The sequence below is a fragment of the Rhizobium sp. BK060 genome (assembly GCF_014193145.1).
Lineage (GTDB): Bacteria > Pseudomonadota > Alphaproteobacteria > Rhizobiales > Rhizobiaceae > Rhizobium.
Genome location: NZ_JACHYW010000003.1, coordinates 47,365 through 62,348 on the forward strand (window position 1 = coordinate 47,365; position 14,984 = coordinate 62,348).

Consider the following 14,984-nt stretch of genomic DNA (forward strand, 5'->3'; position numbering starts at 1 on the left):
ATGAACCCTTCGAACTTAGAGGGTCGTTCGGATCGTGACGCCACGTATGCTTTCGATGAGCGATACCGTCCAGTCGCCACCGTTAGGCTCGATGATCTCGTCGAGGTCGTAATGGAGCTTCACCCCAGTATACAAGAGGGCGGCGAGGGAGGAGGGTTATGGAGTGCGCCATACTCCTCGACGAGATACGAATAATCAAGTTGCGATAGGATCTTCCCGGTCGGCGACAACAATCAGCGGATCACCGGCAAGAGTAGCGCCCTCGAAAAGCTTAATGAGCTCGGAGCTGAAAAATCCACGCTCCCGCAAGAAAGATGCCATGATAAATTGAACTATGGAAATTTTGCTTCTGCATAGGTTGCGAAATCGCTTTCTTGTAGCTATCGCTAAGCCATATCAGAATCTGTCGTCGGCGCGGGGGCTATGGCGTTATTCAGGTCACTTTCCGACGGGCGCGAATCCGCGCCACTCTTTCTTCCACTAGCGGGCGTCTTCGTATTTTCTGGGGTAGTCAATCTACTCGCCCTCTCTGGCCCGTTGTTTATGCTGGAAGTGTATGACCGAGTGATTCCTAGTCGCAGCGGTCCGACATTGGTCGCATTGCTTATGCTGGCGGCTGGTCTCTACGCATTTTCCGGTCTGCTTGAGCTGGTAAGGAATCGCGTACTGAGCCGGATCGCTGGAATCTTTGACAACAGCATCTTCAGCAGGGTTGCGTCGGTAATCGCAGGAGCTTCGCTGCGGGGGCGTACGTCTGGCGATATACTCAGGCCGGCGCAGGATGTTGATTTGGTGCGATCTTTCGTTTCTGGCCCTGGCCCGGCCGCGCTATTTGATTTGCCGTGGATGCCCCTCTATCTCGTCATTTGCTTCTTTCTGCACCCATGGATCGGCCTGCTAGCGGCTGTTGCGATGACGCTTCTCATCGCGTTGACCATTGCTGCCGACGTGCTGACAAAACCGCGTGTGCGCGAGATTGGCGAAATCGTTTCGGCGCGCAACCGCTTCGGCGAGGCAATTCATAGGAATGCGGAAGCAGTTGCAGCAATGGGCTTCCTCGCGCGAGCTGAAGGGCGGCTCACCGAGACACATGAACGCAGCGCCGAATTACAACGAAACTCCGCGGACATCGCAGGATTGTTCTCTGGGGTGTCGAAGACGGTGCGCCAGATGGTGCAATCGGGAACGCTGGCACTGGGTGCGTGGCTGGTGATCCAAGGAGATTTGACCGGCGGGTCGATCGTTGCTGCTTCCACTATTCTTGCTCGCGCCTTGCAGCCGATCGAGCAGGTCATTGCCAACTGGCGAAACATGATCGCGGCAAACCAAGCGTGGCAGCGCTTAAAGGAAACTTTCAAGCAATTCCCCGAAGAACAACCACGAACGCAACTGCCGCCACCGTCGAAGCTCCTTTCTGTGGAGAGCCTGTTCGTCGCGCCACCCGGAATGCGTGAACGCATCACCGTGAAGAATGTCACCTTCCAGGTGGAGGCGGGAACCGCCGTAGGCATCATTGGCCCGAGCGCTTCGGGCAAGTCCTCACTTGTACGAACCATAACCGGTGTTTGGCCGGAAGTGCGTGGCAAGGTATCCCTGGACGGCGCGTCCTTGGACCAGTGGCCCGCAGCGGAGCGCGGCCGGCATATCGGTTACATGCCGCAGAGCCTTGATCTATTTCCCGGAACGATCGCCGAGAATATCGCGAGGCTGGATCGTCAGGCAGACCATTCCGATACTATCGCTGCCGCAAAGGAGGCTGGCGCGCACGACATGATCGTCGGTCTAATCGATGGCTACGAAACGCAGGTCGGGGAAGCAGGTCAAAATCTGTCAGCGGGCCAGCGACAGCGGGTGGCGCTGGCCCGCGCACTGTTTGGAAATCCTTTTCTGGTTGTCCTCGACGAACCCAACTCCAACCTGGATGTGGATGGCGACAAGGCGCTGGCAGGGGCTATTACGCGCGTAAAGCGTCGTGGCGGTATCGTCATAGTCGTTTCTCACCGAAACAGCGTCCTGCTGCAGATCGATAAACTGCTCGTGATGGAGAATGGTCTCGGGAAGGCGTTTGGCCCCCGAGACGCGATCCTGAAATCGATCCAGGAGAACCAGCAACGAGCGGTGCGAAATGCCAATTCGCCCGCTTTGACTGTCGTAGAGGGAGAACGCCAGTGACGGTCGCCGGTTCGAACGTGCGCGCCAGGTTGTCTCGTTCTCTAAACAGGAACCTTCTCGTTGGGGCCGCAGCCATGCTTCTTCTGTTCGGCGGGGTTGGCGGCTGGGCTGCAACGACGGAGCTGTCAAGTGCTGTAATCGCGTCAGGCGTGCTAGTCGTAGATGGTAGCGCCAAGAGAGTTCAGCATCGGGAGGGCGGAATTGTCACAGCGATCCTCGTGCGTGAGGGCCAGGCGGTCGAGTCCGGCGAGACAATTGTCCGAATGGACCAAACTGCGTCCAGAGCAAACCTCACATCCATCGAAAAGAAAATTCAGCAGTACCGGGCACGCAAGGCAAGACTCGGGGCGGAGCGGGACAGTTCGACAAACGTGGTAATGCCGGAAGAGTTGAGGGTTGGCCTGGACGCTCATGAAGCGGAAGCGGCGATGGCGAGCGAGCGTCGCCTGTTTGCTGATCGACGTGCTTCCCGAGAAGGGCAGAAGGATCGCTTGCACGAGCAGGTACAGCAACTTCGCGAACAGATCAAAGGGTTAGACGCACAGGAGCAAGCGAAGATCGAAGAGATCGGTCTGATCGAAAAGGAGCTCGTGGGCATGCGCCGACTTTTCGATGTCGGGGGAATCACCATGAGCCAGATCAACGCGCTCGAACGGAATGCAGCACGGCTGCGGGGCGAGCGTGGGCAACTTTTCGCTTCAATGGCGTCGTCGCGAGGTCGTATTGCCGAATTGGAGTTGCAAAGCCTGCAAATTGATCAGGAACTCCGTGCAGAAGTCGCAACCGAATTGCGCGACGTCGAAAATGAGCTGGGGCAACTATCAGAAGAGCAAATCGCGGCTCAGGACACAGTCAAACATGCCGAGATCAAGGCACCCATCGGCGGCATTGTGCATCTCCTTTCTATTCATACCGTCGGTGGAGTTGTCGCCCCGGCGGAAACGCTGATGGAGATAGTGCCGAAAGGCAGTCTTTTGACAGTCGAAGCACGCATATCGCCAGCCGATATCGATCAGGTCGCAATTGGCCAGTCCACGACACTGCGTCTAACAGCCTTCAATCGAAACACGACGCCGGAGTTCACAGGCCGGGTTGTTCGGGTATCGGCGGATCTGGAGGCCGACAAGACAACCGGCGCAAGTTTCTATCGAGTCGGCATTGCGATGTCCGAGGAAGCCATGATCGAACTAACTCATCTTGGAGTTCGTTTGGTGCCGGGAATGCCCGTGGAGTCCTTCATCCGGACCGCGGATCGCAACGTTGTTTCGTACTTTACGAAGCCCATCCGTGACCACATGCAACGCGTATTTCGAGAAGAATGACATGAGTTTCGCTCTCAAATTCAGTGCGATTGCGCTCCTGGGCGTGTTCGCGGTTGCCGTTGCAGTGATTGCTGGAGGCTCGAGTTCGCAAGGTATGAACTCTGCTAGCGACGAAAAACCCCACGACGACGATCGTCCGGCGAGAATCTGCGGCGGATTCGATTTCTCCGGAACGATTGCTGAGGGCTACCTTGCCCAGCATGGAGGCACAAAGGTGAAGGTACGTATTCCGGCCGACTATCTCCTGTTCCCGGAGACCGCAGACGCCTTCTCGAAGGACGGCGACGGAGCCGCCAACTTCAACTTTCATCGGGATACGCTTGAGCCATATCCGCGTCGGGAGATGCAAGGGAAAATCGTCGCGGGAAGGGAGGAATGGGTCAGCTTCCTGGTCACCAATTTAATTGAAATAAATGACCTTGCGAGGGTGACCGCCAACATCTTGTCGGGAAGAAAGGCTGCATCTGGTGAGCCCTCTTTTGCGGAACAAGCTGTGTCGGAAGGTCTTTTTCAGGTCCAGTTGCCGGTGCGCTGGCAACCGGACTGGCAGAAGCAGACCCTGTTCTTTGGCCGCGAGGGCTCGTCCATCACGGACGTGATTTCCTGCACCGTACCACAACCTCGCCGCTATCCGCACTGCGAGCAAATCACACGCCTAGGCGGCTACGACGTGAAAATTGGCTATCCACTAGATCAGCTTAAAAATTGGAAGCTGATGAAAGGGAATATCCAAAGCCTGTTGAATTGCATGACCAATTAACTACTCAGCACATGGGATAAAGATATGGGCATTAAACTTTCGGGTGAACAACTTGCCGAGCTCGCGTTGGCCAAGAATGCGGGTGATCGCATCGCGTACTACACGCTCCTCGCTGATTTTGGCGATATCTATGGGAAGCTTGCGTTGGCAGTCGTTAACAATGATCGAGGCGGTGGCGCGACTGCAAACTATTTCATTACCACCCAAGCGGACATCGAAGGAAACCCGCTAAACAGCAACGACTTAGCTGCAATCCGCCTGCAACTTATGAATGCCGACTTTGCCGCCCGCGAAAATGCCGGCGGCGCTGAACTCGGCTATGCTGAAATTCAGTCTTACCATCAGCAGGTATTTGCTTCAGCCGGTCTGAGTGCGAGTGCTTGGACGGCTAACTTCCCACTAGAATACCTGAGCACCGCCGAAGAAAAGCAGGCGCTTTGGAATACGCTCATAAGCTCCGGTTCGCCTGGTTCCGCAGCCGCGATCGCCTTCGCACTTGCCGATGGCTTGGCTACCCAAGATCCGAATGTGATCGCATATCTGGGAAAGCTTGCCGGTGCCGGAGCATTGGGATTGGCCTCTTCATCCAACGAGTTCGGTGACTACTCTGTGTCTATCAGTTCTGGCGGCTTGGCGATCGGTGGCAACGAAGGCGACGACACGAAAAATGGGACGCACTACGCGGACGTCGTAATGGGCTTCGACGGCCAGGACACGCTGACGGGCGGCGGCGATGCGGATAGGCTCTACGGAGGTGCAGGCGACGACGTTCTAGTCGGCGCAACCATTAGCGAGGGGTTCGATCCTGCCACGATCACCTTCGCATCGCTCGAGACGTCGTCGCACAGTGAGTGGAATGATGGCGAGAAGGACATTCTCGTTGGAGGCGAGGGCAATGATGTCTACCTAGTCGGAGGTGGGGTAAATACTCCGAACGTTCAGCTAACCGACCAGCAACTCGAGGATCGTGCAAAGCTCGACTTAATCGACGGATCCGATGCCGACTTCACTGCCTATTCTCAGTGGGTCTCGGACGGAATGACTATCACGGTGAAGCTTACAAGCGCCGATCTCGCAGCGGCAACTTCCTTCGGGGATCTGCTTTCGTTCGACACTGCTTTGGCGAGCGTCTACTATCCTGACTATGACGAGAAATACGGATTCAGTCTGTTAGGCCAAAAGGTTTATGACGCGGTCGCGAAAGAGGCGATCCTATATGTCGACGCTATGGTCAATTCCTACACGAATGCTCTGCTTTTTGGCATTAAGAACTATCTGACTTTCGACCCTACTTCGAACGGTGGCTGGAGGATCGAAGGAAATAACGGCGATAATGGTGACCTCGCCGGCACAGACGGCGACGATACGGTTTTTGCCCGTGGCGGGAATGACTCGATCGACGCTTCCACACATGGCGGCGGCTATGACCGCTATGACGGTGGAGATGGCGTCGACACGATTAGCTACGCCACCTCGACCGAGAACTTGACCATATCCCATGACGATTTCTGGGGAGAATATTCCGCCACGGGGTCCTCCGGCGAGTCTGATACCTTCACGAACATCGAACGGATTATCGGTGGTCTCGGCAATGATTCAATTGCGGGGTCAGACGCAGATGAGACCTTCGCTGGGGGCGGTGGAAACGACACGATCAACGGCGGAGGCGGCGTTAACACGGTCGATTTCTCGATGCATACGGCATCGGTGACAGTTCAATTTACCTCGACCGGTCAGGGGACGGCGGTTGGTACCCAGAATGGCCAAGACAGCTTCGCTGCCATCCAGAACGTAATCGGTAGCCAGGGCAACGACACCATCACCGGTGACAGCGCTGACAACATCATCGACGGACAGAACGGTAGCGATCAGATCGACGGAGGAGCAGGATTCGACACCGTCGCCTTCCTCAACAGCATCGCGTCCTACACGATCATAGTGGCGTCGGGCGGACATCTGCAGATCTGGGACCACACATACACAGACACGGTCATAAATGTCGAGGAGTTCTCGTTCGCGGGTGTTGCATTTACTTACGCCGCTGTGCAGGCGGCCGCCGCTTCCATGACATTGGGTACCAGCGGTGGTGACAGCCTCACCGGATCGACTGGGGGCGACGCTATATTCGGCGGTGCCGGGAGCGACACCATTTTTGGTCTGGCCGGAAACGACCTGATCTATGGTGAAGACGGCGACGACGTCATTTTCGCGGGAGATGGAACCAACAACATAAATGGCGGAAACGGCAGCGATACTGTTATCATCAACGGTGCCCAATCGGATTTCACCGTTACTGTCCAACGCGATCACTCGGTTCTGGTAACCGCATCAGGCATCACAAATCGGATTGCCGACGTGGAGTGGATCGCCTTCGATGCGCCCGATGGGCAAGACGACACCAGTATAAACGTGGGCTTCCTCATCGAGTCTAATTCTTCAACCGATCTGACCGGCTCGGGGGGCAACGAGACGCTGACCGGTACTGCCGGGCACGACACGATCCACGGCCTCGCCGGAAACGATACTATCTACGGACTTCAGGGCGACGACACGATCGACGCCGGCGCCGGTGACGATGTGGTATTCGCGGGCACGGGGAAAGACATTGTCGACGGTGGTGACGGCGTCGATACCGTGGTCATCGGCGGTGCGTACACCGACTTCGCGATCAGCGTCCGGGACGATCATTCAATTCTCATAAGTGGAAACGGTGTTTCAAACACGATATCCCATGCCGAATGGATTGTGTTCGATACGCCGGACAGTCAAAATGACACGAGCGTCAGCGTCAGTGGCCTGATCGAAGCTCAATCTGCGACAGCCGTTGCCGGGACGATTTCCGCTGATACGCTGACGGGGACAGCCGGCCAGGACACCATCACAGGTCTTGGTGGAAATGATACGATCTACGGTCTTGCTGGCGACGACGTGATCAATGCCGGCGATGGCGACGATGTCATATTCGCAGGCGTCGGAGCGAATCTGGTAGATGGCGGTAACGGGTCTGATACGCTCGTCATTGACGGTGCCTACGACGATTTCAAACTGGATCTTGTCAATAACTCCACCGTAGTCGTCTCCGGCGGCCAGCTTATGGATGTCGCCAACAACGTCGAGTGGATTGTCTTCGACGCACCCGGAACAGGGACTGACCACAGCATCGACGTTTCTCAGTTCATCTTGCAGAATTCTACCCACACGCTCGAGGGCACGTCTGGAGCCGACACGCTGAATGGTGGTGCAGGGCTCGATACGATCCACGGGCAGGATGGCGATGACACCATCTACGGACTGGGCAACAAAGACGCTCTTTATGGGCAGGCCGGAAATGACATCCTATTCGGCGGCGACGGTGACGATATCATCGTCGGCGGGGACGGGGATGATTTTCTCGTTGGGGGCGGCGGGACGGATACGTTCGCCTTCGACCCGTCGAACGGGCAGGATTGGATCGACGATTTCGATGTCGGCGTCGACAAAATCGACGTGAGTGCAATCGCAAGCCTGCATGACTTTTCGGCGGTATTGGCGAACGCACAAGAATGGGTGAGTGGTACCACGTGGCTTTACGCGGACGTCAACAACTACGTTCGCCTCGAAGGCGTCTCGATCGCAAGCCTGCAAGCCAACGATTTCGTTTTCGCTTGATCCTGGCGTGAACGATGTGTGGGGGAGGGCGGCGTCTATCCCCCGCACATCGCTTTCCAGCTCTCTAATCGCCGTCCACTTGGCGAAGGATCGCCGCTGCGCTCGTGAATGGGGGATCACCATCCGCCCATCGATAGCCACCACACAAAATTTCCTTGGCTGTGGAAACACGTCCTCCGCGTTAACAGCGTTTTGAGCGTAAGGATTGGTAAACGCTAAAGCGACCTATCAAGGGTCCATTCGCGGTACTCGGACGCCGCGTAAGCCCCTCTTTACCGATTAGACCTAGTCAGTCGGAAGACGAGTGGGGATCCCTATGACTACAGAAAATTTCGGAATTGGGTAGATCCTATGAGGAGGGTGGATAGCAACCAGCGCCGTGGCAAGGTGAGGTTGCTATCCACCCTCCTCATAGGATCTACCTATTAATTCTTCCATCGATGCCGTCTCCAGACTATGTCGAATGCGGTGTGACATCCGTTTCCCTCCTGGACGATGATGAAGGGAAGTGCCGGCCCACCGAGAAGCGGGGCCAGTTCCGGGACACGACCGGCGAGAGCTTCGAATTCTTCGCGCCTGTAAAGCGTGAGGACGCTCAGGTCCTGTGCTGTCCCCAACAGATAGCCGGCCCGTGTTCCTGCGTTCGTGGGCGCGGGCTGCGACGAGGTCCACAGCTCGCTTCCCTCCGCGACGATCGCTCTCAGGTGCGCGACCCTGTTGAGCTGGCGGGCGGTCATCGTCAGAGTGATCTCCACCACCATCTCCGGAAGGCGTCCGTCGAGCGAAGCCCATGCGCCGTCGGGAATCCTTAGACGCCAAGTCTCGAAACGCAGTTCCGACGCAAGCGACGAGCTGAAAAACCGAGCACGGAATGGCACATCAGCGCAGGCATATCCGATTACGGTCCGAAGCCCGCCATTCGGTTCGCCCGATACTCACCATACCGTTCATGCAAGCCGTCCAAAAACGACGGATAGGTATAGGAGTTGTCAGGGACATTTTCCGAGGCGATCTGCGGCAGTAGTCGCCGGAGACGATGCTGAACAGATGGATCTGCCCCGAGGAGGAGCCTCGCGTCATAAATCCTATCCTCTGAAAGGTAGTCCGCGAGGATGTCGATCTCCTCCTGCGTGGCCGTAGACGTTACCACCAACAGATGGGTAGAGCCTGTTCGCTCGCGAACACGACGTAGGTTCCCAGATATCGCTGCCGGCTCGGAGAGCCCGGAGGTCACGAGCGCCGTTACATCCACACCCCCTTTTTCGAGCGCGTGGTATTCTCTGTACAGAGGCGCGATATCAGGAAGGGGGGCTTCCGCCGAGAGGCGGTGGTATTCGTTCCAGTAACAAGTGACGCCGATGTCGGCGGGTAGCGCTTCCGCGTCTGTTGCCTGGGCAAGGCTGTCGATGAAGCCGTCAGCGTACAACAAATCCGCCGCTCGAATAACAACTTGAACGACCTGCTGAGCAACGGGGACTTTCTCTTTAAGAAGATTGCCAAGAAAAAAGCCCGCGAGACGTTCGATCGTCGCGCGGTCGCCTGATTTCGTCGAGCTGAACTCGAGGAACTGATCCTCTATGGCTTCAGACAGTTCAGGCTCCACCATAATTCCTTCCTAGCAGCGGTGACAATCTCTTCCAAGTTTTCGGCCTTCGAGCAATTATTTCCTCTTCGAATGCCTGCCCTGACGCCGATCCGATCCGACAACCGAGCACCCGCCCTCGCACTTCGGGATTGGTACATTTATAGTGGAGTTGATCGCCGCAAACCGCAACGGTCATACCGGGGACAGCTAAAATGATCGCTTCGGCGCGAGGATCAAGGCGCTGGTCTGGTACACAGGTGAATGCACCCTTGTACTTTCTCGAAAGCTGCTCGGCCACGAACGCAAGATCTCGGATCTCATTGTTCGGAAAATTTAGAGCCGTCGCCTGGAGTCCTACGTAGAGATCTTCAAGGTCGCGGCGGGCGGCGTCCAGCGGGATCAGCTTCGATAGGTCGTTGGGGAACCAAGGGTATTCGATCTCGATGTCGTCGACATTACCCGTGTTCGGAAATATGACGACTAAGACGACGCCCTTCGTTCGGTGGTCGGCCATGTCGTCGAGATGGGATTTTCTCTCTTGGGTCGGCACGACCAGATTATATTTAGCTTTTAGCCGACGACCGTGATCGAGCAAGTATTGAGAGAGAAAGTTGTCGGCGATCGTGTGGCGACCTTCATCCCACTCGGTCGCCTCGCCGGACTTTATCTCGTACCAGTTCACTTCGTTGCCGCGTGCGACGACGAAGTCATCGATGTAAGATCGAACCTGAACGCCGAACTTGACAGTCGAGAAATCGGCGTTCGCCTTCTTTGCGAAAAGTACTTCTTCAAGGACACGAAAGGCTATGAACCGCAACTCGAACACTACTCCGTTGCGTCCGGATCCGCCGCCGATGATTTTCCGCTGCAAATACGATGCGTCGGTCTCTGCCGAGAGTGCCTCGACTTCTGCCTTGGAAGGTATCAATGCCATGCCGGTGCCCCAAAATCGTTGAGCCTGATTAGGGCGATCAGGTTAAGTTTTGGTAGAGCGTTGAAGACCGCAAAACATTCCGCATGCGCTGGGTCGGCAGTGATTGATCTACCCGATCAAAGGGCTCTGAGAACAGACAATGAGCTTGCGCGATCCTCTTGTGATGGCGACGTAAAGGTTCTTCATGTTGCGGACCGGCATCCTATCGAAATCTGCGGCATCCAGGATAACCGCTACGTCGGCTTCGAGTCCTTTGAGCAGAAGCGGGCTTCCGACAGCCCTTGCAGGAACTCGGCGTCCTATCGATCTCGTCAGCTCGCGGATCCGAAGGGCGGCGTCGAGGAACGTGCCGGGGCTCCTTGCAAGCACGATCGGAGGGCTTGGATACAGGTACGAAGGATTTCTGGCCGAAAGGTGCGTGCGCCGGGATTGGATTCCAGAGCAAGGAAGAGCTTGACGAGATCCTCTGCCGATCCGGTCGTCTTGTAGGCGATCGCTGCCAATTCTGCCCCCGTGGCTACTTTCCGCTCCGCCTGTCGCTCGAGCACTGCAACTCGGTTCATCAGTTCGGCGCGATTCACGCCGGTCGTCACCTCCGAAGCGAAAGCAAGCACGGTTGCCAGATCGCCGGGCCGGTCGAGTTCGATCTGCTCGGCGAAGGCGATAACGTCCGTCAGATCTACGTTCTCGACAGTCACCGCGCCCGGCGTCTCTCGTGCGATCCTGCGCTGCACGTCCTTCTGATTGCCCGCAGCCATGATCAAGACATCTCCACCCGCCTGCGGAGACCTGACGGTGCAGGCTTTACGGTGCTTGGTGTCGTCTTCGATCCCATCGAGTTGCACCCATTCCACCTCCGGCGGAGCGTCACGAAGGTCTATCTGGTTTCCAGCCATCAGGGTGCGCCGAGCCTCGAGGAGCCATTCGCCGAATCCTCGGGCGTCGGCCCGGATCCATCGCCAGGGCGTCGAAAGTTCACCGGCGGGCGGGAACGCCGAGCAGACGTCGCCCTCCCAGTCGGGGTGCGCGCCGTTGAAGCTGAAGATCTCTTGCATGGGGTCGCCAAGGACCACTGTCGGGAGAACAGAGGCGAGGTGGCAAACCATCCCGTGCTGCTCGAGACCGCAGTCTTGGTACTCGTCGACGATGACGCGGCCGTAGCTTGCCTCCAGGACGTCATTGATATGTTTCCCACCGAGCAGCGCGGCCGCGGCATGCTTTATTGCCGGATAGTCGGTGCGGGGATTGACAAGTTCGAGACGTCTTGGATCGATACCCGAACGTCGTGGAAATGTCTTCAGCGTCCTGAGCGCCCACCCGTCAAGCGTCGCTAGGCGGTACGAGGAAGAAGGGACGCCCGCACGCTCCAGCCGTGACCGCAACGCGGCCACTCCGGCGTTGGTGTGGGTTAGAACGAGAATGGGCTTTCGATCCGAATGCCGCTTCAAGGAATCCGCGATCAGTTGCGTCTTCCCGCAACCGGCCGGTGCTGTGATCGAACCACAACGGATTCCCAGCAAGTCGATTGCATCTTCAGGCACCGACGCACCACTTTCTCATTGCGACGATTACGTCCTTGAAGGCTACGTCACTTTTTAGCAGGTGAGGGATTACGACCTCTCGACCGATTTCTTCCATCGCACCGACGGACTTGAACCATGCCTTCTTGCCCTCGCTGTTTCCGCCGGCCGCTTCTCCCAGTGCCTTTCTGGCTTCCCCGCTGAGCACGCCTTTCCCTAGCTCGTCGCGGACAATTGCGAGCGTGACCGCATTGCCGGAACGGCTGCTGAGCTGGTCGTTAATTTCGGTCTCCGAGCGATCTTCCAGCACTTTTTCAAGCAAGATGTTGACTGCGTTCTCCGGAAGGCTCCCGAAGAGCTCGACTTCGAGCTTGTTGCCATCCCGCCATTTGAATACCTCGCCGCCGTCGACCTCGAACGCCGCTTCCTTGCCTGGGTTAGGCTTTACGTCGTCGTCCCGGAACGTGGCCACTCGATAACCCATGGTCTGGAAGGCGAGCGCCCGTCCGAGAATCTTGTCACACCCACCCGCGTCGACGAGCACGGTCCCCGTCGCGTACATTGACGCCTTGCCTGCTGCGTGCCTGTTCTGATCGATGCCACGGACCAGCCCCACTTCGCTTGCGCCTTCACAAACAAGGATTGATCGCGCAAGGAAGGCGTCTGGGTGGGCTCGCAGAGTTCCTTGCAGATCCGGGTAGTCGCCGACCCACCGGATTTCATGCTTGCCGCCGGAACGTCGCACGATCCAGAGCTGCTCCACTGTCAATTCCCTGACTGCTATAGGGGAATGACTGGTCAGAAAAACCTGCAGAGGTGTGTCCGCGTTCTTGGCACCGAGATTGTGCAGGAACTGGATAATCCGATGGGGCTCCAGGCCGTGCTCGAGTTCGTCGACGAGCAGCACCGCCGACTCCGAGGCGCTCTTCTGCTGAAGGCCGGAAATCATCAGTCTTGTCGATCCCAGGCCCAGCCGACGTAGCGGAACGCCCGTCTCGCTGTGAAGCGAGATGGTTCCCGCCGCCACGGAAACCGAGTGGGCCTCAAGCTCGGCCCTGGCCTTCGCACCGACGTCTATCCCCAGTTCGCCTGCCACCTGCGTGACGATGTCGAGCGCCTTGCCAAGCTTCTTGTCCGCATCTACGCCGAAGGATTTCCGTGCCGCGCGCGCCGCTTCCAGAAGGGCGGTCGATGCATCCGCGCTCTCGTCCGAGAGACGATTGAGAATCGATCCTCGGCGCCAGGCGAGATTGTTATCGGACAACGCGCCGATCCGGACAGGGGCGAGGTTGGTACGGTCCGACCAGGAAAGGTTCCGCGTCAGACCAGCCGCCTGAGCTCGGTCCGAAACCAATGTCCATACGGGCTCGAGATCACTTTCGACGCGCATGTTCAGCGAGAGAACTGTCTCGAGGCCGGCACCGGGTTCGTCCTCGAGTTCCTGCTTCGCGGAATCGTACCCCCGCAGATAGACGCCGTAACCTTCCATGGACTTCAGCTCAGGTGCGAGGTTTCCAAGCGTGATCGTGACGCTGATCGGATCGTCGACGAAGAGCGTGTCGCGCCGAGGCAGAGATCGATAGCGTCTAGTATCGTAGACTTGCCGCTATCGCCCGGACCGATCAGGCAATTGACGCCTGGTTTCGGATGCCACTGCAGCTTCTTGATGCCGCGAAAATTCTCGATCTCGATCGTTCTGATAGTCGCCATTCGTCAACCGTTGAAAATCACCAGTGCGCGGAGCGTCAGGTCTTGAGGGGGCCTAAAGTGAGGGGTTGAACCCGATCGGTCGCATGCGGCGCTGGGTTGCCTGATCCCTTTTTGTTCTTGTAAGCATTTCCAGGCGTCGAAACGCCTGGATTTGTTGGCTTTTTGAGCTCCGAACCTAGTTGGCCAGTTTTAGCTTCCTCTGAGGCCGGAAATTGGTCGTTTTTCGGCTTTTTGGCCAGTTATTGGTTCGGTTTCTCACGTCGTGTCGTCGTCCGAATACCGGCTATCAGCTGCAGCCGCTCGTTGCGCCACCCTTATGTTGTGGGGTTGATAAAAAGAGAAACTAAAACAATGCGTTAAAGAAATTGTACTCATGGGTGTACTCATCCGCGAAGTTCGAACGATCGGAAAAAAGGGCAAACCCAAATTTGCGCCCTGAGCCGAACCAAGCTGTAGGTATTAGGAAGAGGGAGCGAAAATCATGCGATCAGGCGTTTTGCAGGCGCGACCTGACTGACGTTGAGAACCATTGGTCCGGACCTGCCGTTAACCGGCATCAGTTCGAACCGTTTGAAAGCACGCCGGCTTATGGACGCCATAGCTGAGGGAGCAGAGCGGTTCTCGGTTTTCAATCCATAAATGAAGCACCGGGTGTCAAGGAACACAGCGACATCTGTGCGGACCCTCGTCCAGTGTGGCGGGGGGCAATCGCTCAAAAAGTGATTACTTCAAGTGCGAAATCGCACACCAACACCATAAAACTTACCAGATGCCGGATCGCCCCACCCAGTGAATTCAAGGCCTGATTGCTCGTAATAGTTCACAAGTTTTTCTGATGACAAGTTCCAGGTTTTTCCAGCCTCCAAGCCTTTGACCGCCGCGACGGTCAGGTTCGCTTCAGAAGCAACGCTAGCCTGCTCTTGTCCCAGCAGCGCGCGTGCTGCTCTGAATGATCTGCTAACTGGCGAGGAGTGCAGGTCGATCAACATCTTGCCCGAAACGGGCGTAGTTGGTGCGGACCATTTTGCGCCATAACCAGCTACTTTTGAGCCAACAGTGGCCTGGCCGATAAACTCGATCCCGCGAGCTACATAGAAGTCAACAAGCGCCAAGTTCGTCTCTGCGAGGAGATCACTCGAATTTTCGACGATCGATAGCGACTTCTGGGAAATACCCGCTTCCTCCGCAACGGCCCGCTGCGAGAGATTGGTGAGCGCACGGGCTGCTCGAAGAGCTGCTGCGGGAGCGGGTATTCTCATAACTCCGAGAAGGGGGCAGACAAGAAGATTGTCAATAAGTTACCCTTGAGGTCTTTTAATAACTCATAAAGCCG

At 56.9% G+C, this 14,984-nt stretch carries 11 protein-coding genes; 4 read left to right on the forward strand and 7 right to left on the reverse strand.

The annotated features are described in order from the left end of the window. Nucleotides 1-423: 423 nt before the first annotated feature. Genes FHT71_RS04105 through FHT71_RS04120 form a run of 4 tightly spaced genes read left to right on the forward strand, consistent with a single transcriptional unit; the run spans nt 424 to nt 7,902 of the window. A complete protein-coding gene (locus FHT71_RS04105; protein WP_183718966.1) occupies nt 424-2,172 on the forward strand; it encodes a type I secretion system permease/ATPase in 1,749 nt (582 codons plus the stop codon). Further along, nucleotides 2,169-3,494 (forward strand): HlyD family type I secretion periplasmic adaptor subunit, encoded by a 1,326-nt coding sequence (locus FHT71_RS04110; RefSeq protein WP_348649286.1) that lies wholly within the window; start codon nt 2,169-2,171, stop codon nt 3,492-3,494. The genes FHT71_RS04105 and FHT71_RS04110 overlap by 4 nt, the downstream gene beginning before the upstream one ends. A 1-nt stretch (nt 3,495) precedes the next feature. Then, a complete protein-coding gene (locus FHT71_RS04115) occupies nt 3,496-4,254 on the forward strand; it encodes a hypothetical protein (RefSeq protein WP_132594884.1) in 759 nt (252 codons plus the stop codon). A gap of 24 nt (nt 4,255-4,278) precedes the next feature. Further along, nucleotides 4,279-7,902, forward strand: coding sequence for a calcium-binding protein (locus tag FHT71_RS04120; protein ID WP_183718970.1), 3,624 nt, complete (start codon nt 4,279-4,281; stop codon nt 7,900-7,902). A 425-nt stretch (nt 7,903-8,327) separates the two neighbouring features. On the opposite strand, the gene FHT71_RS04125 is transcribed toward FHT71_RS04120, so the two are convergent. The 7 genes from FHT71_RS04125 to FHT71_RS04150 form a co-directional block, all read right to left on the reverse strand. After that, nucleotides 8,328-8,657 (reverse strand): hypothetical protein, encoded by a 330-nt coding sequence (locus FHT71_RS04125; protein WP_132594571.1) that lies wholly within the window; start codon nt 8,655-8,657, stop codon nt 8,328-8,330. Nucleotides 8,658-8,800: 143 nt separating this feature from the next. Beyond that, on the reverse strand, nt 8,801-9,508 hold the full coding sequence (locus FHT71_RS04130; protein ID WP_132594569.1) for a hypothetical protein: 708 nt from the start codon (nt 9,506-9,508) through the stop codon (nt 8,801-8,803). Then, a complete protein-coding gene (locus FHT71_RS04135; protein WP_132594567.1) occupies nt 9,495-10,421 on the reverse strand; it encodes a hypothetical protein in 927 nt (308 codons plus the stop codon). The genes FHT71_RS04130 and FHT71_RS04135 overlap by 14 nt, the downstream gene beginning before the upstream one ends. A gap of 311 nt (nt 10,422-10,732) precedes the next feature. Next, nucleotides 10,733-11,962: a UvrD-helicase domain-containing protein gene (locus FHT71_RS04140; protein ID WP_207911695.1), complete on the reverse strand. Its 1,230-nt coding sequence runs from the start codon at nt 11,960-11,962 to the stop codon at nt 10,733-10,735. Next, entirely contained in the window at nt 11,955-13,430 is a 1,476-nt protein-coding gene (locus FHT71_RS04145; protein WP_210294067.1) for an AAA family ATPase, read from the reverse strand. The genes FHT71_RS04140 and FHT71_RS04145 overlap by 8 nt, the downstream gene beginning before the upstream one ends. Before the next feature lie 5 nt (nt 13,431-13,435). Continuing rightward, nucleotides 13,436-13,651, reverse strand: a complete 216-nt coding sequence (locus FHT71_RS31200) for an AAA family ATPase (protein ID WP_207911693.1) — start codon at nt 13,649-13,651, stop codon at nt 13,436-13,438. A 728-nt stretch (nt 13,652-14,379) separates the two neighbouring features. After that, nucleotides 14,380-14,763: a hypothetical protein gene (locus FHT71_RS04150; protein ID WP_246717946.1), complete on the reverse strand. Its 384-nt coding sequence runs from the start codon at nt 14,761-14,763 to the stop codon at nt 14,380-14,382. Between the last annotated feature and the right edge of the window lie 221 nt (nt 14,764-14,984).